Origin of the sequence: Pseudomonas sp. BN411, assembly GCF_029871235.1 — a bacterium.
GTDB lineage: Bacteria > Pseudomonadota > Gammaproteobacteria > Pseudomonadales > Pseudomonadaceae > Metapseudomonas.
In genome coordinates this window covers 68,787-91,563 of the sequence record NZ_SSOM01000067.1, presented here as the reverse complement: position 1 = coordinate 91,563, position 22,777 = coordinate 68,787, and the positions used below count along the sequence as shown (strand labels likewise).

The following is a 22,777-nucleotide window of genomic DNA, read 5'->3' as shown; positions in this document are numbered from 1 at the left end:
GCCCTCAGTACCTCCCGCTTCGAGGCGTCAATGAGCCGACCCGCTCCAATCCTCATCACCGGCGCCAGCCAGCGCGTCGGTCTGTATTGCGCTGAACGCCTGCTGGACGAAGGCCAGCCAGTGATCATCAGCTACCGCACCGAGCGCGACGGCGTGCGGCACCTGCGCGAACGCGGCGCCACGGCGCTGCAGGCGGACTTTTCCAGCGAAGCCGGCATCCTCGCTTTCATCGAAGCACTCAAGGCCTGCACCGACAGCCTGCGCGCCATCGTCCACAACGCGTCGGACTGGCTGACGGAATCGCCCGGCCATGAAGCCGACGCCTTCCAGCGCATGTTCAGCGTGCACATGCTGGCGCCCTACCTGATCAACCTGCATTGCGAGGAACTGCTGCGCCGTAGCAGCCCCGCGGACATCATCCACCTGAGCGACGACGTGGCGCGCCGAGGCAGCGAGAAGCGCGTCGCCTACTGCGCCAGCAAGGCCGGGCTGGACAACCTCACACTGTCCTTCGCCGCCCGCTTCGCCCCTCACATCAAGGTCAACGGCATCGCCCCGGCACTGGTGATGTTCAATGCCGAAGACGATGACGCCTACCGCAAGAAGACCCTGGCCAAGTCGGCGCTGGGCATCGAGCCCGGCCCGCAGGTGGTCTACCAGGGCCTGCGCTACCTCCTGGATAATTCCTACGTCACCGGAACGACCCTGACTCTCAACGGCGGACGCCACCTCAAGTAGGCGCCGCGAGGACTGCCACCATGAGCGATGAACTGGACCTGCATTACCGGGAAATCCTGCGGGGGCTGGGGGAAGACCCTGAACGCGAAGGCCTGCGCGACACTCCCATGCGGGCAGCCAAGGCCATGCGCTACCTGTGCCACGGCTACGAGCAGAACCTGGACGAACTCGTCAACGGCGCCCTCTTCGCCTCGGACAACGACGAGATGGTGACCGTGAAGGACATCGAACTCTATTCCCTCTGCGAACACCACCTCCTGCCCTTCATCGGCAAGGCCCATGTGGCGTACATTCCCACCGGCAAAGTGCTGGGGCTGTCGAAGGTCGCGCGCATCGTCGACATGTTCGCGAGACGATTGCAGATCCAGGAGAACCTCACCCGCCAGGTCGCCGATGCGGTACAGCGGGTGACGGGCGCCGCCGGTGTGGCGGTGGTGATCGAAGCCCAGCACATGTGCATGATGATGCGCGGCGTGGAAAAGCAGAATTCGGTGATGAGCACCTCGGTGATGCTCGGAGCCTTCAGGGAATCCCAGAACACCCGCCACGAATTCCTGAAATTGATCGGACGGAGTAACTAGAGAATGCCGAGACTGGAGCCCGGAATGGCGCGAATCCGCGTCAAGGACCTGCGCCTGCGCACCTTCATCGGAATCAAGGAGGAAGAAATCCTCAACAAGCAGGATGTGCTGATCAACCTCACCATCCTCTACCCGGCCACCGAAGCCGTGCGCGACAACGACATCGACCACGCGCTGAACTACCGCACCATCACCAAGGCCATCATCCGCCACGTCGAAGAGAACCGCTTCGCCCTGCTGGAGCGCCTGACCCAGGAAATCCTCGACCTGGTGATGGCCAACCCCAGCGTGCGCTACGCCGAGGTGGAAGTGGACAAGCCCCACGCGCTGCGTTTCGCCGAATCGGTGTCGATCACACTTGCCAGCCATCGCGAGTAACAGGTCCGGTTCGTCGCGGACCTGTTCAGAGTCGATTGCCGGAGCCAAGGAGGGCTCCTATCATCCCCGCCAGTCCCTCCCGAAAGCCCCAGGAGAATCCTGCCATGACCGAGCAAGAACGCCTTGAACTCGAGGCCGCAGCCTTCCGCAGTCTGGTGCAACACCTGCGTAGCCGCCCCGATGTACAGAATATCGACCTGATGAACCTCGCCGGCTTCTGCCGCAACTGCCTGTCGAAGTGGTACAAGGCCGCCGCCGACGACCTGGGCCTGGAAGTAACGCCAGACCAGGCCCGCGAAGAGATCTACGGCATGCCTTACGCCGACTGGAAGGCCAAGTACCAGAAAGAAGCCAGCGCCGAGCAACAATCGGCCTTCAACAAAGCGAACAAAGAATGAGCAACCTGAACGACTTCCGCGCCCGCCTGCACAGCGACCAGTTCGTCTTCGCCGAGACCCTGGCCTTCATCGCCGAAGGCTACGACTACCAGCAGAGCGCCTTTGCCAACGGCCCGGTGGAAAACGCCGCCGGCCAGAACGAAGGCTCCTGCAAGACCCTCGGCCTGGCCCTGCTGGAAGGCTTCAGCCTGGAAGAAACCCTGCTGGCCTTCGGCGAGCACTACCGCTCCGTGCTGGCCACGCCGGAAGGCAACGACCACGGCAATATCCGCGCCCTGATTGACACTGGCCTCGCCGGCGTTCGTTTCGAGCGCCAGCCACTGCAACGCAAGGCCTGACCCCGCTCAACCGCCCCGTCCGGGGCGGTTCTCTTACGCTTTGGCTTCCGCTTTTTGTCGGCAATGGCTGACAGCACTTTTCTACCAAACGAGTAGGATTCTCATCTGTTGTGGATGCTTGGCCTGATCGCTCCCACACGATTGGCCAGCGACAACACCACTTGCGGAGCGCACGGATGCAGCAAACCCTCGTATGGAAGCCCCTGACGACGTCCGGCGTGGAAAGCCTGCGTCTGTCCATGGATGAACAGGGCATCCACGCCAGCAGCCATCTGGTGCAGAACCGCAACGGCCAGAGCATCGCCGCCACCTACGTGCTGGACAGCGACCCGCGCTGGCGCTTCCGTCATCTCTGGCTGAAGGTGGAAAACCATGGCTCGCGCAGCCTGCGCCTGGAGCGCGATATCCGCGGACGCTGGTTGCTGAACGGCCAGCGCCGCCACGACCTCGACCAGTGCCAACTGGTGATGCTCTCCGCCACGCCCTTCACCCACACGCCGGCCCTGCAGCGCTGCGGACTGGACACCGGCCAGAGCGAGCAATTGCAGGTCGCCTACATCGACCTGCCGAGCCTGCGGGTGGAAGCCCGCCAGTTGCGCTACCACTGCCTGCGCCAGCAAGCCCAGAACAGCCTCTATCGCTGCGAGGCGGAAGGCCGCAAGGCCATCGAACTGACAGTGGACCGCCAGTCCCTGCTGCTGGAAGCCCAGGGCCTGTACCAGCGCATGAGCGCGCGGACGTTGTCGTTGAATACCTGGGCCTGAGGCGAGCCTGCAGTAGGTTGGGCAGAGGTACGAAGCCCAACACATCGTCGTTGGGCTTCGCTGCGCTCAGCGCCAACCTACGAAGAGCTCTGCACGGCCTCAAAGAAAAAGCCCCGCATTGGCGGGGCTTTCCTCATCAAGCGCTTTTTACTGACCGTCGAGATAACGCTCGACGTCCAGGGCAGCCATGCAACCCGCACCGGCCGAGGTAATGGCCTGGCGGTAGACGTGGTCGGCCACGTCGCCGGCCGCGAACACGCCGGGGATGTTGGTGGCGGTGGCGTTGCCTTCGCGGCCACCGTTGACCACCAGGTAGCCGTCCTTGAGCGTCAGCTGGCCTTCGAACAGCGAGGTGTTCGGGGTGTGGCCGATGGCGACGAACAGGCCGTCCACCTTCAGCTCGTCGCTGCCGCCGTCATTGCGCTTCAGGCGCACACCGGTGACGCCCATGTCGTCGCCCAGCACTTCGTCCACTTCCGCGTTCAGCTTGAGGACGATCTTGCCTTCGGCGACCCGCGCCTTCAGCTTGTCCTGGAGGATCTTCTCGGCGCGGAACGTCTCGCGACGGTGCACCAGGGTCACCTTGCTGGCGATGTTGGCCAGGTACAGCGCCTCTTCCACGGCGGTGTTGCCGCCACCGACCACCGCCACTTCGCGGTTGCGGTAGAAGAAACCGTCGCAGGTGGCGCAGGCGGAAACGCCCTTGCCCATGAATGCCTCTTCCGAGGGCAGGCCCAGGTAACGGGCGCTGGCGCCGGTGGCGATGATCAGCGCATCACAGGTGTAGGTGCCGCTGTCGCCCACCAGGGTGAACGGCTTGCCGGCCAGGTCCACGGCATTGATGTGGTCGAAGACGATCTCGGTCTCGAAACGCTCGGCGTGCTCCTGCATGCGCTGCATCAGCGCCGGGCCGGTGAGGCCGTGGGGGTCGCCGGGCCAGTTGTCGACTTCGGTGGTGGTAGTCAGCTGGCCGCCCGCCTGCATGCCGGTGATCAGCAGGGGCTTGAGGTTGGCGCGGGCAGCGTAGACAGCCGCGGAGTAACCGGCAGGGCCGGAACCGAGGATGATGACCCGCGAATGACGTGCTTCGGACATGGCTGACTCCCGCCCCTTGGGGCATAAAAAGGGGCCACTGCGGCACTTGGGGAAGGCTTTGGATGCAGAGGCCCCGTTGAACAGGGGCTGGCCGTTGTCGACTGGCCAGCAATGGTCGCAAGGTTACCGGGGGGCGTGCGATAGCGGAAATACCCGCTCTCAATCCCGGCCATAGGTGACACCTATTTGCAAAGCCGCGATCAAATTTGTTCCGAGCCTTTTCCAGGCTTTCCACGCCGAGGGCAAAGCCGTTAAGGTCGGCGCGTTTGCAACCTTGAGGGACCACCATGCCTGCACCCGCACTTTCCGGACCGCAGTACCTCGGCGAAGGACTGAAACTGGTTCTCAGCCCCGGACTGCGCCTGTTCGTCCTGCTACCGCTGACCGTCAACCTCCTGCTGTTCGCCGCCCTTATCGGCTTCGCCCTGCAGGAGTTCAGCGGCTGGGTCGATGCCTTCATGCCCAACCTCCCCGACTGGCTGAGCTTCCTCCAGTACCTGCTCTGGCCACTCTTCGTGCTGCTGGTCCTGGTGCTGGTGTTCTTCAGCTTCACCATGCTGGCCAACATCATCGCTGCGCCGTTCAACGGCTTCCTCGCGGAAAAGGTGGAAGTGGTGGTACGCGGCAAGGACGAATTCCCAGCCTTCAGCTGGGCCGAACTGATGGCGATGATTCCGCGCACCGTGGGCCGCGAATTGCGCAAGCTGGCCTATTTCCTGCCACGGGCCGCCGCCCTGCTGATCCTGTCCTTCATCCCCGTGGTCAACCTGGTGGCCGCGCCGCTGTGGATCGTTTTCGGCGTCTGGATGATGGCGGTGCAATACATCGACTACCCGGCGGACAACCACAAGCTGGGCTGGAACGAGATGCTCGCCTGGCTGCGCGAGAAGCGCTGGCAGAGCCTGGGTTTTGGCGGCATCACCTACCTGGCGCTGATGATTCCCTTCGTGAACATCCTGATGATGCCGGCCGCCGTGGCCGGTGCGACCCTGTTCTGGGTGCGCGAGGGCGGCGACAAGGCGCTGGTGAAGTAAGGCTGCGGCTCGATCACCGCAAGTCGCGGCAGGGTACCCAGTGAAACCCGTGGGCACCCTGCCGGGGATGAGGCTATGAACTCCGTTCGGGCGTGCAGGAAAGCCTGGCGTTCGTGCTCCGGCCGATTGGCCGACTGTCGACGATAACCAGGGCGCTGGTGCCCGGTTCGAGCAGCACTCGCTTGCCCGCCGGGCGCATGGCGTCAGCCACACCCGGTCCGACTTCGCACAGGGCAGCCTGCGCACCGCGGTTGGTGAGTTTGAGAATCTGACTGCCGCCCCGGCTGATGGCAGAAGCATCGACGTTATGGATCAACGGCGTACTCAGCGCCAGGTCGATATCGAGGCCGTTCAACTCAGCCTCCATGCTGGCATCGGCGAATGCCACCAGGGGCAGGCAGGCCGCGAATCCGCTTATAAGGAGCACTTTGTTCATCTCGAACCTCCGGGAGATTCAGAGTGAGCCTCTACCTGGCCGTAGAGGCGGGGCACCCAGCCCCGGACGGGAAAAGTCCGTCGGCTGGATCGATCCACTGCCGGTGGGGGTCCGGCGTAGATGCATTGCCCATCACATCAGGAGGGACGTGGTCACTGCAGGGCCATCCGCTGGCCTGTGCTTGAAAGCAAAGGATTACGCGGCCCCGCCGGCATGAGGGACATGCCCTAACAAGTCTAGGAGGGTCCGGCAAAGCACCCGGCAGCGGGCGACAGGCGTCCTCGTGGACCGCGTCCGAAGGCTACGTCATTCATCGGTCATCCCGCTGTCATACGGGCTACATCGCCAGTACCGACACTGGCTGCATGACCATAGCGCCCCTGTACATCTCGCTGATCAGCGAAACCTTCCTGCCCGAAGTCAATGGCGTGGCCAATACCCTTGGCCGCCTCTGCGACGGCCTGCGGGCCGCCGGCCACCGGCTGCAGCTGGTGCGTCCGCGCCAGTCCTGCGACCACGGCCGCAGGAGCGACGATGACCTGCTGCTGATTCGCGGCTGGCCGCTGCCGGGCTACCCCGGCCTGCAATGGGGCCAGTCCTGCCTGCACAAGCTGTTGCGCCGCTGGCGCCAGCGCAAGCCGGATGTGCTCTACATCGCCACCGAGGGCCCGCTGGGCTTCTCCGCCCTGCGCGCTGCACGGCGCCTGGGAATTCCGGTGGTGAGCGGCTTCCACACCAATTTCCAGCAGTACACCGGCCACTACGGCGCCGGTCTGCTGACCCGGTTGCTGACCAATTACCTGCGCTGGTTTCACAACGCCACGCGGCTGACCCTGGTTCCCAGCGTCAGCCAGCTGCAGGACCTCACCCGGCGCGGCTTCGAGCGCCTGCAGCTGCTGTCCCGCGGAGTGGACGGCCAGTTGTTCAACCCTGCCCGCCGCTGCCCGGACCTGCGTGCGCAGTGGGGCGCAGGTGAGCAGGACATCGTGGTGATCCATGTCGGTCGCCTGGCTGCGGAAAAGAACCTCAGTCTGCTCGGCGACACGTTTCAGCGCCTGCAACAGCGTTATCCACAGCAGCACCTGAAGTTGGTAGTGGTGGGCGATGGCCCCCAGCGAACGCAGCTCCAACGTGCCCTGCCCGAAGCCATCTTCTGCGGCGTTCAGCGCGGCGAGGAACTGGCACGGCACTATGCCTCGGGGGACCTGTTCCTGTTCCCCAGCCTGTCGGAAACCTTCGGCAACGTGGTGCTGGAAGCCCTGGCATCCGGTCTTGCGGTGGTGGCCTTCGACCAGGCCGCCGCCGCCCAGCACATTCGCCACGGGCACAACGGGGCGCTGGCCCTGCCCGATGAGCCAGCCAGCTTCATCGAGGCCGCCACCTGGCTGCTGGAAGACCCGGAATGCCTGCGCCGTGTTCGCCTCAATGCGCGCATGCACGCCGGTCGCCAAGGCTGGGAGGCCATCGTCCAGCAATTCGAGCAATACCTGCTGCACGCGCGCCGGCCTGAACTGGAAGCGCCGGTCGGCAGCACCCTGCCCCCGCAGGCTTAGGAGAACGCGGCAGGGGGCGCGGCGTAAGCCAGGCTCAGGGCGCCGCGTCCAAGGTTGATCGCCCCCGTCGGACTGAGCATCGCCAGATGCAGTGTCACACCCAGCTCTATACAGGCCGCCTCCAATTCGGCGAAGCCTGGCAGGTCGCGAACCAGCGATAGCTCCCCGGCAAAACTCATGCACAACTGCGGCGCTAGCAACTCTCCGGACAGCACCCGCGAGCGGGCGTGAGCAAACAGTTTTTCCGCCGCCTTGTCGAAGCTGGGTGCCAGGGATACGGGCTTGTCTTCGCCCTGCAGCACACTGATCACCGGCTTCACGTCCAGTAGCGACCCCAGCCCCAGTGCTGCCCCACGCAGGCGATCGAGCAGGCCGCTGCGCTCACCCTTCTGGAAGCCACGTTGGCGCAGATGCCCGAGGTCGTCGGGCAGCAGGAAGGTGCAGACCTGCCCAGACAACTGCTCCAGCCGCGTCCGCACGGCGTTGGGATGGGCGCCATCGCCAATCAGCCGCATGGCCTCGGCGGCCAGCACGGCGGTGCCGGCGAAGATGTTGCCGCCATCCACCACCCGCATCGCGAAATGCCCGGCCACGCCTGCCGCTGCGCGGCGGTCGCGGTAACGCTGGAGCAGGCCGAAAGAGGCCTGGGTGGCGTGCTCGAAGATCGGGCTGCGCTGGGAGGAGATGGTCAGGCAGATCACGTGGTCGTAGCGGGTGACCAGCTCCTCCAGGAACCACTCCTGCATTTCCATGACCTGCAGAGGCTCGCTGCGATCCGCCGGCCCGGCCTTGGGCAGCAACTCGCTGTAGAAGGCCTGGGTGGCCTGGGGTACACGACGGTCCACCAGCGAATGCTCCCCCAGCCGGATGCGGATGGGCAGCACCGGGATGCGGTGCTTCTGCAGAAAGTCCTGGGGCAGGTCACAGGTGGCGTCCACTACCAGGCCAATGCGCATGGGTTACTCCTTCGGCCGGTGTGCCGGCGCTTGTTGTGATGCGCGCACAGTGACCGCCGAAGGGTGTGATGTCAGCCCAACTGAAAGAGGGTTTGGGGGGAAGTCCGAGCGGGATTGGCTGCCCTCTCCCCCGGCCCCTCTCCCGCAAGCGGGCGAGGGGTGACTCGCGCCTGGCACGTTTTCTCAGTCCTGCACGTTCTGCTCCCTCTCCCTCTGGGGTGAAGAGGCACGCTTTCGGAAGCACCGCTTCCGGTGCCGATGAACGCCTGAGCGCGAAGCGATCAGGCTGGGGCGCAGAGCGGGGCTGGGGTGAGGGAAACGGAGCCCTGCTGGGACCCAGGTCAGCTCACAAGCAAAAAGCCCCGCCTAAGCGGGGCTCCTTCATACCAGTGCCTTACACCAGGCTACCCAGCGCATCCCGGCTGAACGGCAGGATGTCGTGCATGCGGCCTTCGCGCACTTTCACGGCCCAATCCGGGTCCACCAGCAGGGCACGGCCCACGGCGACCAGGTCGAACTCTTCCTTGTTCAGGCGCTCCAGCAGGCCTTCGATGTTGGCCGGCTGGGCGACCTTGTCGGTCTTGACCATGAACTGCAGGAACTCGCCATCCAGGCCGACGCTGCCGACGGTGATGGTGGGCTTGCCGGTGAGCTGGCGGGTCCAGCCGGCCAGGTTGAGCTCAGAGCCTTCGAATTCCGGCTCCCAGAAGCGGCGGGTGGAGCAGTGGAAGATATCCACACCGGCATCGGACAGCGGTTTGAGGAACTCACCCAGAGCCTCGGAGGTGGTCACCAGGCGCGCGGTGTAGTCCTGCTGCTTCCACTGGGAGTAGCGGAAGATGATCGGGTAATCCGGGCCAACGGCAGCGCGGATGGCCTGGATCACTTCGATGGCGAAGCGCGAGCGGTTGGCCAGGCTGCCACCGTATTCGTCGGAGCGCTGGTTGGTGCCCTCCCAGAAGAACTGGTCGATCAGGTAGCCGTGGGCGCCGTGGATTTCCACGCCGTCCATGCCGATGGCCTTGGCATCACGGGCAGCCTGGGCGTACGCGGCCACCACTTCCTGGATATCGTCCTTGGTCATGCCGTGGATGACTACCTGGCCATCCTTCACTTTCTCAGTCGGGCCATAGCCGGGAACGCTGGCGTCCGGCTCGGTGCCCAGACGACGCACGTTACCCACGTGCCAGAGCTGCGGAACGATGCGGCCGCCTTCGGCGTGCACGGCATCCACGACTTCCTTCCAGCCGGCCAGCGCGTCTTCACCGAAGAAGCGCGGTACATGGGGATAGCCGTTGGAGGCCTTGTGACCGATGGTGGTGCCCTCGGTGATGATCAGGCCGACGCCAGCAGCGGCGCGCCGGCGGTAGTACTCCACCACCTTGGCGTTGGGCACGCCGCCCGGGGAGAACGAACGGGTCATCGGCGCCATCACCACGCGGGTGGGCAGTTCCAGGCCGCCGAGGCGGAAGGGTTCGAACAGGGCTTGTACGGGAGCGGTCATGGGTTCTCCTGTGGCCGGCCATATGACCGGTCGTCTCGGTTTCAAGGCATTGAAAAATCAGGCCCGGAGCAGCAGCTCCAGGCGGTCGACGAATGCGTTCATGGGTGCGGTGCCACCGCCTACCTTCAGGCGCGTGAGCACGCCCTGCCAGGCGTTGGCGATGAAGGCCGCGAGGTTGGCGCAGTCTTCATCGGCCGACAGCTCGCCAGCGGCCACGGCTTCTTCCAGGCAAGCCTGGAGGATGTCCACCGAGCCTTGCAGAATGCTTTCCACCTGCTCGCCGATAGCGGGCGAGAGTTCGGCCATCTCGTAACCGAGGCTGCCGATGAAACAGTGGTATTCCGGTTTCTCGCGCCCGGCGAAATGCGCCAGCAGCTCGCGGTAATAGCCGAGGATGCGCTGGCACGGGCTCAGTGCGGAATTGCCCAGGGCCTGTGCATAACGATCCAGCCGCGGCAGGTAGAGGTACTCCAGCGCCTGCACGGCAAAGTCTTCCTTGCTGGCGAAGTAGTGATAGAAGGAGCCCTTCGGGATACCCGCGGCCTGGACGATCTCCTGCACGCCGGTGCCGTGATAGCCACGGCGGGTCATCACCTGGGAGCCCTTGGCGAGAATGAGGTCGCGTTTGTCGAGTCGGATACTGGTCATGGCGGCGAGCATATGACCGGTCGTCTCGCCATGCCCAGCACTATTGACGACGCTGATCGGGCACTAAAAGCCGGGGAAGGAAACGTAGGAGCCAGCTTGCTGGCGAACGTCCCGGGTGAGGCATTCGCCAGCAAGCTGGCTCCTACGGTCAAGCGTTCATGAGTGCGGGAGTTGAATCAGGCCAGGGCCTTTTCGACAGCCTGGATCAGCGCAGGGTCTTCCGGTGCGGTGCGCGGCGAGAAGCGCGCCAGTACGCGGCCGTCCTTGCCGACGAGGAACTTCTCGAAGTTCCAGGTGATCTCGCCGGGGAACTCGGCCCCCTCGCCTGCCAGCAGGCGGTACAGCGGGTGACGTGCCGAGCCGTTGACCTCGATCTTGCTGCCCAGGGGGAAGGTCACGCCGTAGTTCAGGCTGCAGAACTCGCGGATCTCTTCTTCGCTGCCCGGCTCCTGCCCGGCGAACTGGTTGCAGGGAAGGCCGAGCACGGTGAAGCCCTTGTCGCGGTATTGCTGGTAGAGCTTTTCCAGCCCGGCGTACTGCGGGGTCAGGCCGCATTTGGAGGCGACGTTCACCACCAGCACCACCTGGCCCTTGTACGGCGCCAACGGCAGGTCCTGACCGTCGAGCGCGCGCAAATTGAGGTCGTGAAACGCACTCATGACTGACTCCTCGAAAATCTCAGGGATTTCACAGCAGACAAAAAAGGCGCCCCGGGGCGCCTTTTCGGTTTTTTCAGCTTAGCAGCCGAATCGCGATTTGCCGGGTCGACAGTCGCGGACGATCGGTCAGTGGTGATGACCGCCTTCGCCGTGGATGTGGCCGTGAGCGATCTCTTCATCGCTGGCGTCACGCACGGTGATTACCTTGACCTTGAAGTTCAGGCGCTGGCCGGCCAGCGGGTGGTTGCCGTCAACGGTGACGTCGTCGCCGTCGATGTCGCGGATGGTCACGATCTGCATGCTGCCGTCCGGGCCGGAAGCGTGGAACTGCATGCCGACTTCCAGTTGATCGACGCCTTCGAACATGGCGCGGTCCAGGGTGGCAACCAGCTCGGCGCTGAACTCGCCGTAGGCATCTTCCGGCTCGACGGCAACGTTCAGCTCGTCACCGACCTGCTTGCCTTCGAGGGCGCGCTCCAGGCCAGCGATGATGTTGCCGGCGCCATGCAGGTACACCAGCGGGGCGCCGCCGGCGGAACTGTCGATCACCTCACCGGCGTCGTTGGTAAGGGTATAGTCGATGGACACGGCCTTGTTGGCGGCGATCAGCATGGTGCGAGACCTTCTGGAATGAATGATGAAAGCGCAAGTTTAACCGCGCGGCCGGTCGATTGCGACCCGAACGCTGACAGGCGGCCCCGGCTCGTCGGCTACAGGCAAGACGAAGACGGTCACTGGGTGGCGGTGCTTTCCTGCGGCCATACTCAGCACTTGCGGCACCAGCCGCCCTGGCAGTCACGCGCCTGGGTGCTCGACCCCGAACTGCGCGCTGCCCAGCTGGGTCGACTCTTCCCCTGCGGCTGGTGCGCCCAGGGCCTGGCGCCCGAGTCCACTGAGGAAACCTGATGCCCGCACGCAACATCCTGGTGATCCACGCGCGCAAGACGTCGCTGCGCTTCGCCCTGGTCAACGAAGCCCATAGTCAGTTCATCCTCCACGGCATGGCCGACGGACTCGGCAGCCGCGACGCGGAATTGCGCTGGCAGCGAGGCGGTGACAAGGACAACCTGATGATCCCCAACGCAGACCACCGCGCCGCGCTGTCGCAGCTGCTGCCCATCGTCCAGGGCGCCGCCGGCGGCAAGCTCCACGGTGTCGGCCACCACGTGCTGCACGGCGGCGAGCTGTTCACCTCTGCCTGCCGAGTGGACGCCCTGGTAGTCCGCCGCCTGCAGGCCCTGGTCCCATTGGCGCCGCAGCAGATGCCGGCCAGCCTGGTGGGCATCGACGCCGCCATGCACCTGCTGCCGAACCTGCCCCATGTCGCGGTGTTCGACACGGCCTTCCACCAGAGCATGCCCGAGCACGTCTACCGCCTTGCCCTGCCGGACGCCGTCTACCGCGACCACGGTCTGCGCCGCTATGCCTTCCACGGCAACAGCCACCGCTATGTCAGCCGCCGCGCCGCCGAACTGGCCGGGCTTTCCCTCGGTGACAGCTGCTGGCTCTCCGCCCATCTGGGCGAGCACTGTTCCACCTGCGCCATCGTCAACGGCCAGAGCCGCGACGCCAGCATGAATCTGGTGATGGCGAGGCGCAGCGGCGACATCGACCCACACCTCTACACCCAACTGCACCGCAGCCTCGGCTGGAGCCTGGAGAAGATCGACCAGGTGCTGCGCCAGGAGAGCGGCCTGCTCGGTCTCTCGGAACTGGCCGGCGACATGCGCAGCCTGGAACAGGCCCGCGACCAGGGCCACGCCGGCGCCACCCTGGCCATCGAAGTCTTCTGCTACCGCCTGGCCAGGACCCTGGCCGCTGTTGGTTGTGCGCTGCCGCAGCTGGACGGGCTGATCTTCACCGGCGAGATCGGCGAGAATTCACCCCTTGTGCGCAGCCGCACGGTGGATCACCTGAAGCTGCTCAACCTGGCCATCGACCGCGAAGCCAATGCACGCTGCGTGCGCGGCGTCGCCGGCCCCATCCACAAGCGCGGCCACCCGCGCGTGCTGGTGGTACCGACCAACGAAGAACGCCAGATCGCCCTCGATACCCTGGCCCTGCTTGCCTGAACCGCCTTTGCCAAGGAGCACCATGCACTGCTTTTTCATCGCCCCGACCGGTTTCGGCGTCGGCCTCACCTCCACCAGCCTGGGCCTGGTGCGCGCCCTGGAGCTGGCTGGCCTGCAGGTCGGCTTCCTCAAGCCCGTGGCCCAGCCACACCCCGGCGACCTCGGCCCGGAACGCTCCACCGAACTGGTGGCACGCACCCACGGCCTGAAGCCCCCGATGCCGCTGTCCCAGTCCCATGTCGAGCGGATGCTCGCCGACGGCCAGCTGGAAGAACTGCTGGATGAGATCACCGGCCTGTTCCACCAGGCGGCCGAAGGCAAGGACGTGGTGATCGTCGAAGGCATGGTGCCGACCCGCCATGCCAGCTACGCCGCGCGGATCAACTTCCACCTGTCCAAGAGCCTCGACGCCGATGTGATCCTGGTGTCGGCGCCGGAAGACGAAAGCCTCTCCGAACTGTCCGACCGCCTGGAGATCCAGGCACAGCAATTCGGCGGCCCGCGCGACCCGAAGGTGCTCGGGGTAATCCTCAACAAGGTGCGCGACGAAGAGTTCACCCGCCGCCTCAAGGACCAGTCGCCCCTGCTGCGCGGCGACGACTTCCGCCTGCTCGGCAGCGTGCCCTGGCTGGATGAGCTGAACGCGCCGCGTACCCGCGACGTAGCCGAATTGCTGCAGGCCCAGGTCATCAACGCCGGCGATTACGACCAGCGCCGTGTGCAGAAGATCGTGGTCTGCGCACGCACCGTGCCCAACACCGTGCAGCAGCTCAAGCCGGGTGTGCTGGTGGTGACGCCGGGCGACCGCGACGACATTATCCTCGCCGCCAGCCTCGCCGCCATGAACGGTGTACCGCTCGCCGGCCTGCTGCTCTCCAGCGACATCCAGCCCGACCCGCGCACCCTGGAACTCTGCCGTGGCGCCCTGCAGGGCGGCCTGCCGGTACTGGGCGTGGCCACCGGCACCTACGACACGGCGACCAACCTGAACCGGATGAACAAGGAAATCCCGGTGGACGACCGCGAGCGCGCGGAGAAGGTCACCGAATTCGTCGCCCGCAACCTGGACCTCGACTGGCTGCGCGCCCGTTGTGGCGCCCCCAGCGCGAGCCAGCGCCTGTCGCCGCCAGCCTTCCGCCATCGCCTGATCCAGCAGGCGCAACTCGCCGGCAAGCGCATCGTCCTGCCCGAAGGCAGCGAGCCGCGCACCGTGCAGGCAGCCGCCGCCTGCCAGGCTCGTGGCATCGCCCATTGCGTACTGCTGGCCCGGCCGGAGGACGTGCACGCGGTGGCCCGCGCCCATGGCATCGAGTTGCCCGAAGGCCTGGAAATCCTCGATCCGGAACGTGTCCGTGAACGCTACGTGCAGCCCATGGTGGACCTGCGGCAGAACAAGAGCCTGAACGCGCCGATGGCGACCGCCCAACTGGAAGACAACGTCGTCCTGGGCACCATGATGCTGGCGCTGGATGAGGTGGACGGCCTGGTGTCCGGCGCCATCCACCCCACCGCCAACACCATCCGCCCCGCTCTGCAGCTGATCAAGTCGGCGCCCGGCTACCGCATCGCCTCCTCGGTCTACCTGATGCTGTTGCCGGAACAGGTGGTGGTCTACGGCGACTGCGCGGTGAACCCCGAGCCCGATGCCAACGACCTGGCGGAAATCGCCCTGCAAAGCGCGGATTCGGCCGAGGCCTTAGGGATCGTCCCGCGGGTGACGATGATCTGCGATTCGCTCGATGAGACTGCGCTGGCCAAGGTCCGCGAAGCCGCCCGCCTGGCCCGCGCCGCCCGCCCCGAGCTGACCATCGAAGGCCCCCTGCCCTACCCCACCGCCGCCCGGGAGGGCAGCACCACGGTCTTCGTCTTCCCCGACCTCGCCACCGGCGATGCCGCCTACAAGGACGCCCAGCAGAGCCACCCCGTGGTGAGCGGCGGCCTGATGCTGCAAGGCCTGCGCAAACCGGTGAACGACCTGCCGCGCAATGTGTTGGTGGACGACATCATCCACACCATCGCCTTGACGGCGATACAGGCGGCGTGCGGGAGCGAAGCCTAGCCGCGGCGGGCGCTGAGCTTTCTTGTAGGGGCGAATTCATTCGCCAAGCAGGCCGAAGGTCTGCCTCCCTGATTCGACCGGGGCTGCTATGCAGCCCTTGGCGAATGAATTCGCCCCTACAACAGAGCCGACGAATTAGCCTCGCTCCCGACCACCCGGTCACCCTTCGCGCTTGCAGTTGAGTGAACAACCGTTAACCTTTGCCACCATTCTGCCCGCCGTCAGGGAACGCAGCGGGCCCGTCCATAACGAGGTGGCCATGACCACCCCACGGTGAGGCTCCATCCCTTTCATGCTCAGCTTTATCCCCTCTCCCCTGCGCGGTGTCCTGGCGGCTGTCCTACTGGCCCTCAACACCCTGTTCTGGTGCATGCCGCTGTTCGCCATCACGGCGCTGAAACTGCTGCTGCCGTTCCGCGCCACGAAGGGCGTGCTGAACTGGGCCGCGAGCTTCATCGCCGAAGGCTGGATCAGCTGCAACAAGGCGTGGATGCGCCTGGTGCGCGACACCCGCTGGGACATCGACGGCCTTGCCGGGCTGGACTATCAGCACACCTACCTGGTCACCAGCAATCACCAGAGCTGGGTGGATATCCTGGTCCTGCAACACCTGTTCAACCGCCGCATCCGCCTGCTGCGTTTCTTCCTCAAGCAGGAGCTGATCTGGGTCCCGGTGATCGGCCTGTGCTGGTGGGCGCTGGATTTCCCCTTCATGAAGCGCTACTCCAAGGCCTACCTGGCCAAGCACCCGGAGAAGAAGGGCAAGGACCTGGAAACCACCCGCCGTACCTGCGCCAAGTTCCGTGACAACCCGGTGGGTATCTTCAATTTCCTCGAAGGCACCCGCTTCACCCGCGCCAAGCACGATCAACAGGGTTCGCCCTTCCAGTACCTGCTCAAGCCCAAGGCCGGCGGCATCGCCTTCGTGCTGGATGCCATGGGCGAGCAGCTGCATTCGCTGGTCAACGTCACCATCCACTATCCCGATGGCAACCCGAACTTCTGGACTCTGCTGACCGGTCGCCTGCGCCAGGTGGTGGTGCGCATCGAGAAGCTGGATATCCCCCGCGAATTCATCGGCAAGAACTACGACCAGGACGAGCAGTACCGCCTCGCCTTCCAGCAATGGGTCAACCGCCTGTGGGAAGCCAAGGACGCCCAACTGGCCAAGCTGCACCAGCAGTTCCCGCCAGCCTGATGCCGGATACGAAAAGCCCGCCGATTGGCGGGCTTTTTCTTATCCACGTCTATGCGGTCTGTAACACCTCATCCACCTGGAGCAATGGCGCCAGGTTGGTGTAGTTGGGAATATCGGCGCTTATCTCGTCGCCGTTCAGTTCCAGCGTGCTGCGCAATTCCTCCACCGACAGTACCCAGAAATTGGCCATGCAGATGAAGGGCGCCACCGCGCCATCCGCTGAGGCCAGCCCCTTGCGCACTTCGATCTTCACCAGGTTTTCGCCGATCAGGCGGGACAGGAGTGGGATGTGTTCCTCGCAGTAGTAGGTGAAGTCGAATTTGGCGCCCGGTGCATTGGGGTACGCCACAACAAAGCAGTACATGGAGCCTCCTTATCGCGATTGGCCGGGGACCTGATCCCGGATGCCCCGACAGGTGAAGTGTAGGCCTGCCGATTCCGATCTGCGCGATGGCCCCCGCCCGGTCAGGGCGAGGGTGTGAGGCTATCGACACCCTCCCGCAGGGCACGCCAGTCCACCACCCTGGGGAAGGCCTCGGCCCTGGCCACCGGCAGCCCCGGCGCCACCAGGAAGCCCTGCATGAAGGTGCATCCGTGCTCCAGCAGCCAGTCACGCTGGGCCATGGTTTCCACCCCTTCGGCGATCACTTCCAGGCCCAGGTGGCGGCTGAGGTCGATGATGGTGCTGACCACCGCAGCATCGCGCCGCGACTCCAGCATGCTGGAGATGAACAGGCGGTCGATCTTCAGGGTGTCCAGCTCGAAGTGACGCAGGTAGGCCAGGGACGAATAACCGGTGCCGAAGTCGTCGATGGCGATGCGCACCCCAAGGGCGCGCAGTTGCCGCAGCTGTTCGCGGGTCATCTCCAGGTCCTGCATCAGCGCGCTTTCGGTGACCTCCACTTCCAGCTGCGCGGGCCGTAGCTTGAACTCGCCCAGCACCCGCCGCAGATCATCCACCAGCTGCGGCATGCCGAATTGCACCGGGCTGACGTTGAGGCTGACCACCAGGTCGTCGCCAAAGGACGACTGCCAGGTACTGCACTGGCTGGCGCCCTCGCGCAGCACCCAATCACCCAGGCGGTTGATCAGGCGGGTTTCCTCCAGCAGCGGTATGAACACGTTGGGCGCCACGGTGCCGGCCACTCGGTGTTCCCAGCGCAGCAGCGCCTCGAACCCACGCAGGCGGCCGGTCTCGATGTGGATCTGCGGCTGGTAGACGAGGTGGAAGTCGTTCTGCTCAATGGCGTTGCGCAGGCTTTCTTCCAGCATCAGCCGCGAACGGGCACGGCCGTTCATCTCCGGCGAGTAGAAGCGGTACTGCTGGCGACCAGCGCGCTTGGCCTCGTACATGGCGATATCCGCCGCGCGCAACAGGCCGTCCACGCTCTGCCCGCACTCGGGGAAGCAGGCTATGCCGACGCTGGCGCCGAGGGTGACGTCGATGCCCTCGATGCGATGGCGGACCGAGACCAGTTCGATGAGCTTCTCTGCCACCCGCGCGGCATCCTCGGGATGGTCAAGGGTGTCCAGTAGCGCAGTGAATTCGTCACCGCCCATGCGCGCCAGGATGTCGTAGGGACGCAGGCAGTTCTTCAACTGCTCCGCCACCCGCCGCAGCACGCGGTCACCTGCCTCATGGCCCAGGGAATCGTTGATCAGTTTGAAACCGTCCAGGTCCAGGTACAGCACCGCCATGCGCTTGCCATTGCGCTCGATGCGCGCCAGAGAGGCCTCCAGCGCCTGGTGGAAGCCACGACGGTTGAGCAGCCCGGTAAGGGCATCGGTGATGGCCTGGGATTCAAGCTGCGCGTGCAACTGGCGCACCACCGACATGTCCAGGGCGATGACCACCATGGAGCGCTGCAGGCGCGGCAGCGGCGACGACGACAGCGCCACCGGCAGGCACTCGCCGCTCATCGTCTTGAGGCTGGCGTCGTGGAGGCGGTAGGTCTCGTTCTGTTTCCAGTGGCGGTAGAAGTCCGAGAACTTCCAGTCGCTGCCCGTCTCCGGATGGGCGATCAGGCTCAACAGCGGCCGTCCCTCCAGATCCTCCACCGAGCCCTGGAGCATCTGCGCCATGGCCGGGTTGGCGAAGCTGATGAGACCGTCCTCGCCGACCACCAGGATGCCTTCAGCCGCGTTCTCCAGCACCGACGCGTTGAAGGCTCGGGCGCTGTCCAGTTGCTGGCTGAGCTGCAACAGGTCGCGCCGGTTGCGCTCATGGGCCAGCAGGGACTGGATCTTGTGGCGCAACACCTGGGGGTCGAAGGGTTTGAGGATGAAGTCCACCGCCCCCGAGGTATAGCCACGCAGCACGGCGTCCTGGGTGTGGGCGATGGCGGAGATGAAGATGATCGGCGTGAAGCGCGTCAGCGGGCTGCTGCGCATCAGCCGGGCCACTTCGAAGCCGTCCATGCGCGGCATCTGCACGTCCAGCAGGACCAGCCCGACCTCTTCTTCCAGCAGGCATTTCAACGCGGCCTCGCCCGAGTCCACGGTGCGCACCTGCCACTCGCCGTCGTCCAGCAGCGCTTCCATGGCGACGAGGTTTTCCTGGCGGTCATCCACCACCAACAGGATGTTGGCCGCTGGGGCCTCCTTAAGCTGCAGGTGCGCCATGGCGACCTCCCGGTTGTTCCAGCCAGCGGTAAAGCATGTCCAGCAGTTCCTGGCGACTCACCGGCTTGGCCAGGTAGTCGTCGGCGCCGGCGGTGATGCATTTCTCCCGGTCACCCTTCATCGCATGGGCGGTCAGGGCGATGATCGGGATGCCGCAGCCGTGCTCCTGCTTGAGCACGCGGGTGGCGGTGTAGCCGTCCATATTGGGCATTGCCATGTCCATCAGGATCAGGTCGAAGGGTTCGCGCTGGAAGCAATCGATGGCTTCCACACCATCGCGGGCGGCGGTGACTTTCATACCGGTTTCATCGAGCAGGGCACTCAGGGCGTAGATGTTTCGTACGTCGTCGTCCACCAGCAACACACGGCTGCCCTCCAGCGGATCCGCCACCGAGCCGTTCTGCGGCTGACGCAGGCCGGAGAAGAAGCCCTGGACCGCGGAGCTGAGGTTGTCGAGGTCGTTGCCTGCCTTGCGCACCACTACCGCCGAATAGCGACGCAGGCGCTGCAGGTTCTGCTGGTTGACGTCGACGCCGGTGTTGATGACCACGCGCGAGCCGTCCAGCGGGCGTTCGCGGTCGAGGCTGTCGAGCAGCTCGAAACCGTCCTGGTCGGGCAGGTCGAGGTCGATCACCAGGGCGGAGAAGTCGCCTTCCGCATAAGCCTTCCGGGCGCTCTCGCCGTTGGCGCTGGCGACCACGTTGAACCCCAGTTGCTTCAGGTGCTCGCGATAGTGCTCGCGCTCTACTTCAACGTCTTCTACCAGCAGCAGCTTGCGTTCCTCCGGCGGGCGACCGCCTTCCAGGTCCTGGAACACCTGCTCCAGGTCCTCACGGGCAATGGGTTTGACCAGGTAGCGGGTGGCGTCCTCATTCCAGTCCTGGGGCTGGGGCACGCAGGAGATGATGTTCACCGGGGTGGTGCGGTGGTTCGCGTGGCCACGCAGGCGTCGGTAGATCTGCCAGCCGCTGATGTCCGGCAGCAGGATGTCGAGGATCACCGCCGCGAACCGCTCGTTCTGCAGCAGGTTGATGGCCTGCTTGCCGCTGCGGCAGTGGACGCTGGAGAAGCCGTGGGTCTGCGCTTCTTCGGCGATCACCGAAGCGAAGTTGACGTCGTCTTCGACGATCAGCACCGCTGCGCCCTGGCCGCTGCGCACCGGTTGCGCGGGTTCCTCGTCGTCTTTCGGCTGGTTGGCGGCCACCGCCACCGGCAATCGCACGATAAAGCGCGAGCCCCGCCCCGGAACGCTTTCCAGGGTGATGTCGCCGTCCAGGGCGAGCACCAGTTGGCGAGTGATGGCCAATCCCAGGCCGGTACCACCGAAGCGCCGGCTGGTGGAGCCGTCGATCTGCTGGAAGGCCTGGAATATGCGTTCGTGCTGGTCCTCGGGAATGCCGATGCCGGTATCCCGGACGACGAAGCAGAGCACTTCGCGCTCATCGATCGCCGCTGACGGGTCCAGCTCCACCGACAGGTCCACCTCGCCCTGCTCGGTGAACTTGAGGGCATTGGACAACAGGTTGCGCAAGATCTGGTGCAGGCGCACCCGGTCACTGTGGATAACCCGTGGCACCCCGGCCTGGACATGGGTGTTCAGACGCAAACCCTTGATCTCGGCCATGGGACGCAGGCTGCCGTCCAGTTCGGCGAGCATGTCCTGCACATTGAGCGGTTCGAGCTTGAGCTGCATGCGCCCCGCCTCGACCTTGGCCAGGTCGAGCACATCGTTGATCAGCTGCAGCAGGTCGCTGCCGGCACGGTGGACGATGTCGGCGTGGCGGGTCTGCTTCTCGGTGAGGTTGCCGACCATGTTCTGCCGCAACTGGTCGCTGAGGATCAGGATGCTGTTCAGCGGCGTGCGCAGCTCGTGGGACATGTTGGCGAGGAACTCGGACTTGTAACGGTTGGCCAGCATCAATTGCTCGGCCTGGTCACGCAGCCGCTGTTCGGCAGCCTTGCGCTCGCTGATATCGATGATCACCGCCTGGACCATCAGTTCGCGGCCGGCACGGATCGGCGACAGCCCAACCTCCAGCGGGACCAGGCGACCGTCGCGGTGCTGACCGAACAGCTCGCGATTGCTCCCCATACGCCGTTGTTCGGGTTTTTTCTGGAAGCTTTCGCGCATGGCCACATGGGCCTCGCGCAGGGACTCGGGCAGGAGCATTTCCACAGGAGAGTCGAGCATCTCCGCGCGGCTGTAGCCGAAGAGCTGCTCGGTCTGGCGGTTGACCATGGCGATCCGTCCACGGCTGTCCACCAGGACGATGGCATTGGGCGAGGCCTCGACCACCAGGCGGAAACGCTCCTCGGCGCTCTTGCGTGCCTGCAGATCCACCAGATTCAACAGGTAGCGCTGGTCATGGCCGTGATTGATGGTGCTCAGGCTGAAGGCCACGGCGATGCGCTCGCCGTCATCCTGCAGGAGCTCCGTCTCCACCAGGTCGCTGGGTGCCTGCTTGGGCAGCTGTTGCGGCAAGTCCAGCAGGCCCGGCAGGAACCGGCGCAGGTTCTGCCCAACGAGGTTTTCCGTCGCGTTACCGAAGAGGTCCCCGGCGCGGGCGTTGGCCATCTCGATGCGGCCATCCTCCAGGCAGGTCAGGGTCGCCACCGGCAGGTGCCGCAGCAGCAGTCGGAAACGCTCTTCGCGCTCGGCCACCTCAGTGGCGGAAGACAGGGTGAGCAGCAACTGACGCTCGCGCTGGTAGAGGTAGCCGCCCACCAGCAGCGACAGCAGCATCGCGGCGGCCAGGCCGGTCCACAGGCTGAAGGCGATTCGATTGTTGCCGAGCATCGCCTCGTATTGGGCCGTGCTGCCCACGCCCAGCACCCAGGTGCGGCCGAACAGTTTCAGCTCCTCGATCCGGTGGAAGCGTGGCTGGCCGGCTCCGTCCTGGTGATCGAGCATGGGCGCTTCGGGACTGCCCTGATCCTTGAGGTCGATGCGATAGAGGTTGCCCTGGGTACCCAGGATGCCGTCCATCAGATCGTTCAGGCGAAATGCGCCGCAGACCATGCCGACCAGCGCCGCTCGCCGCTCTTCCTCCGTGCTGCTGGGCGCGTCCGGGCGGTACACCGGCATGTAGAGCAGCAGCCCGGTCTGCGCCTGCTGGTCGGTTTCCTGCCGAAGCTTGACCGGCCCGGTGAGGCTGGGCTCACCACTCTCCCAGGCGCGCTCGATGGCGTCCCGACGCACCGATTCGGTCAGCATGTCGAACCCCAGGGTGCGGCGATTTCGCCAGTCCATGGGGCTGGTGTACTGCACCACCAGGTACTCCTCCCGCGGGTCCGTGGGAAACACACGGAATTCCCGCCGGCCCTGCTCCCAGATCTCGCCGACGAACTCGTTGAGTTCCTCGTGCTTGAGGTAGCGTGCCCAGGCCAGCGCCTGGATGCCCGGGTAGCGCTCCTGCAATTGCAACTGGTCGGTGGCCCGCGCCCACTCCTCGGCCGACACGGAGGTACTGCCGACCATCAGGCCAGCCATGCCGCGCAGAACCATCTCGTAGGCACGCATCCGGATACCGATGCGCTGGGCGATTTCCTCCGCCTCGACCTGGAAACGCTGCTCGTATTCGGTGCGGTTACGCGCCTCAAGAGCCAGCCATTGCCAGAGCACCAGCCCCCCGGAAAGGAGCATCAGGGTGAGCGTCACCAGCAATGGCAGCAGGTACATGCGGAATCGGGGGATTTGACGTTCGTCCATGCAGTCTCCTGTCCTTTCCATGGCCGCCGCCGCAT

22 protein-coding genes are annotated in these 22,777 nt (G+C 65.1%); 12 read left to right on the top strand and 10 right to left on the bottom strand.

The genetic code is table 11. The features are described from left to right. Positions 1–30: 30 nt before the first annotated feature. The 6 genes from folM to E8F06_RS13055 all read left to right on the top strand — a co-directional run bounded on the left by folM (position 31) and on the right by E8F06_RS13055 (position 3,197). Entirely contained in the window at positions 31–738 is a 708-nt protein-coding gene (folM, locus tag E8F06_RS13080) for a dihydromonapterin reductase (RefSeq protein WP_280367779.1), read from the top strand. A 20-nt stretch (positions 739–758) separates the two neighbouring features. After that, positions 759–1,319 (top strand): GTP cyclohydrolase I FolE, encoded by a 561-nt coding sequence (gene folE / locus E8F06_RS13075; protein WP_280367777.1) that lies wholly within the window; start codon positions 759–761, stop codon positions 1,317–1,319. Between the two features lie 3 nt (positions 1,320–1,322). Continuing rightward, on the top strand, positions 1,323–1,697 hold the full coding sequence (gene folX, locus E8F06_RS13070; RefSeq protein WP_151136724.1) for a dihydroneopterin triphosphate 2'-epimerase: 375 nt from the start codon (positions 1,323–1,325) through the stop codon (positions 1,695–1,697). Between the two features lie 104 nt (positions 1,698–1,801). Continuing rightward, a complete protein-coding gene (locus E8F06_RS13065) occupies positions 1,802–2,095 on the top strand; it encodes a DUF1244 domain-containing protein (protein WP_226282592.1) in 294 nt (97 codons plus the stop codon). Beyond that, a complete protein-coding gene (locus E8F06_RS13060; RefSeq protein WP_280367753.1) occupies positions 2,092–2,433 on the top strand; it encodes a HopJ type III effector protein in 342 nt (113 codons plus the stop codon). The genes E8F06_RS13065 and E8F06_RS13060 overlap by 4 nt, the downstream gene beginning before the upstream one ends. A gap of 176 nt (positions 2,434–2,609) precedes the next feature. After that, positions 2,610–3,197 (top strand): putative glycolipid-binding domain-containing protein, encoded by a 588-nt coding sequence (locus E8F06_RS13055; RefSeq protein WP_280367751.1) that lies wholly within the window; start codon positions 2,610–2,612, stop codon positions 3,195–3,197. 147 nt (positions 3,198–3,344) lie between these two features. Here E8F06_RS13055 and trxB read toward each other — a convergent pair whose 3' ends face one another. Next, complete coding sequence (trxB, locus tag E8F06_RS13050; protein ID WP_280367749.1) at positions 3,345–4,292, bottom strand: thioredoxin-disulfide reductase; 948 nt, start codon at positions 4,290–4,292, stop codon at positions 3,345–3,347. Positions 4,293–4,579: 287 nt separating this feature from the next. Between trxB and cysZ the strand changes: the two genes are divergently transcribed. Beyond that, complete coding sequence (gene cysZ / locus E8F06_RS13045; RefSeq protein WP_280367747.1) at positions 4,580–5,326, top strand: sulfate transporter CysZ; 747 nt, start codon at positions 4,580–4,582, stop codon at positions 5,324–5,326. Between the two features lie 73 nt (positions 5,327–5,399). On the opposite strand, the gene E8F06_RS13040 is transcribed toward cysZ, so the two are convergent. After that, a complete protein-coding gene (locus E8F06_RS13040; protein WP_280367746.1) occupies positions 5,400–5,762 on the bottom strand; it encodes a hypothetical protein in 363 nt (120 codons plus the stop codon). Positions 5,763–6,103: 341 nt separating this feature from the next. Here E8F06_RS13040 and E8F06_RS13035 point away from each other — a divergent pair, with 341 nt between their 5' ends. After that, on the top strand, positions 6,104–7,315 hold the full coding sequence (locus E8F06_RS13035) for a glycosyltransferase family 1 protein (protein WP_280368566.1): 1,212 nt from the start codon (positions 6,104–6,106) through the stop codon (positions 7,313–7,315). On the opposite strand, the gene E8F06_RS13030 is transcribed toward E8F06_RS13035, so the two are convergent. The 5 genes from E8F06_RS13030 to E8F06_RS13010 all read right to left on the bottom strand — a co-directional run bounded on the left by E8F06_RS13030 (position 7,312) and on the right by E8F06_RS13010 (position 11,694). Further along, a complete protein-coding gene (locus E8F06_RS13030) occupies positions 7,312–8,271 on the bottom strand; it encodes a DegV family protein (RefSeq protein ID WP_280367744.1) in 960 nt (319 codons plus the stop codon). The genes E8F06_RS13035 and E8F06_RS13030 overlap by 4 nt on opposite strands. Before the next feature lie 394 nt (positions 8,272–8,665). Beyond that, positions 8,666–9,775 carry an NADH:flavin oxidoreductase gene (locus E8F06_RS13025; RefSeq protein WP_280367742.1) on the bottom strand — a complete coding sequence of 370 codons (1,110 nt, stop codon included), beginning with the start codon at positions 9,773–9,775 and terminating at the stop codon, positions 8,666–8,668. A 57-nt stretch (positions 9,776–9,832) separates the two neighbouring features. Then, on the bottom strand, positions 9,833–10,423 hold the full coding sequence (locus E8F06_RS13020; RefSeq protein WP_280367739.1) for a TetR/AcrR family transcriptional regulator: 591 nt from the start codon (positions 10,421–10,423) through the stop codon (positions 9,833–9,835). A 176-nt stretch (positions 10,424–10,599) separates the two neighbouring features. Then, entirely contained in the window at positions 10,600–11,082 is a 483-nt protein-coding gene (locus E8F06_RS13015) for a glutathione peroxidase (RefSeq protein WP_151136743.1), read from the bottom strand. Positions 11,083–11,208: 126 nt separating this feature from the next. Further along, a complete protein-coding gene (locus E8F06_RS13010) occupies positions 11,209–11,694 on the bottom strand; it encodes a peptidylprolyl isomerase (RefSeq protein ID WP_280367736.1) in 486 nt (161 codons plus the stop codon). 18 nt (positions 11,695–11,712) lie between these two features. Between E8F06_RS13010 and E8F06_RS29355 the strand changes: the two genes are divergently transcribed. The 4 genes from E8F06_RS29355 to E8F06_RS12990 all read left to right on the top strand — a co-directional run bounded on the left by E8F06_RS29355 (position 11,713) and on the right by E8F06_RS12990 (position 16,411). Further along, positions 11,713–11,988: a DUF3565 domain-containing protein gene (locus tag E8F06_RS29355; RefSeq protein WP_348532256.1), complete on the top strand. Its 276-nt coding sequence runs from the start codon at positions 11,713–11,715 to the stop codon at positions 11,986–11,988. After that, positions 11,988–13,154, top strand: coding sequence for an acetate/propionate family kinase (locus E8F06_RS13000; protein ID WP_280367733.1), 1,167 nt, complete (start codon positions 11,988–11,990; stop codon positions 13,152–13,154). The genes E8F06_RS29355 and E8F06_RS13000 overlap by 1 nt, the downstream gene beginning before the upstream one ends. A gap of 22 nt (positions 13,155–13,176) precedes the next feature. Continuing rightward, positions 13,177–15,213 carry a phosphate acetyltransferase gene (gene pta / locus E8F06_RS12995; RefSeq protein ID WP_280367731.1) on the top strand — a complete coding sequence of 679 codons (2,037 nt, stop codon included), beginning with the start codon at positions 13,177–13,179 and terminating at the stop codon, positions 15,211–15,213. A gap of 292 nt (positions 15,214–15,505) precedes the next feature. Next, on the top strand, positions 15,506–16,411 hold the full coding sequence (locus E8F06_RS12990; RefSeq protein WP_280367729.1) for an acyltransferase: 906 nt from the start codon (positions 15,506–15,508) through the stop codon (positions 16,409–16,411). Between the two features lie 49 nt (positions 16,412–16,460). On the opposite strand, the gene E8F06_RS12985 is transcribed toward E8F06_RS12990, so the two are convergent. The 3 genes from E8F06_RS12985 to E8F06_RS12975 all read right to left on the bottom strand — a co-directional run bounded on the left by E8F06_RS12985 (position 16,461) and on the right by E8F06_RS12975 (position 22,742). Continuing rightward, positions 16,461–16,775, bottom strand: coding sequence for an EthD family reductase (locus E8F06_RS12985; protein WP_280367727.1), 315 nt, complete (start codon positions 16,773–16,775; stop codon positions 16,461–16,463). A 101-nt stretch (positions 16,776–16,876) separates the two neighbouring features. Next, positions 16,877–19,033 carry an EAL domain-containing protein gene (locus E8F06_RS12980; RefSeq protein WP_280367725.1) on the bottom strand — a complete coding sequence of 719 codons (2,157 nt, stop codon included), beginning with the start codon at positions 19,031–19,033 and terminating at the stop codon, positions 16,877–16,879. Further along, a complete protein-coding gene (locus tag E8F06_RS12975) occupies positions 19,014–22,742 on the bottom strand; it encodes a response regulator (protein WP_280367723.1) in 3,729 nt (1,242 codons plus the stop codon). Before E8F06_RS12975 ends, E8F06_RS12980 begins: the two co-directional genes overlap by 20 nt. Between the last annotated feature and the right edge of the window lie 35 nt (positions 22,743–22,777).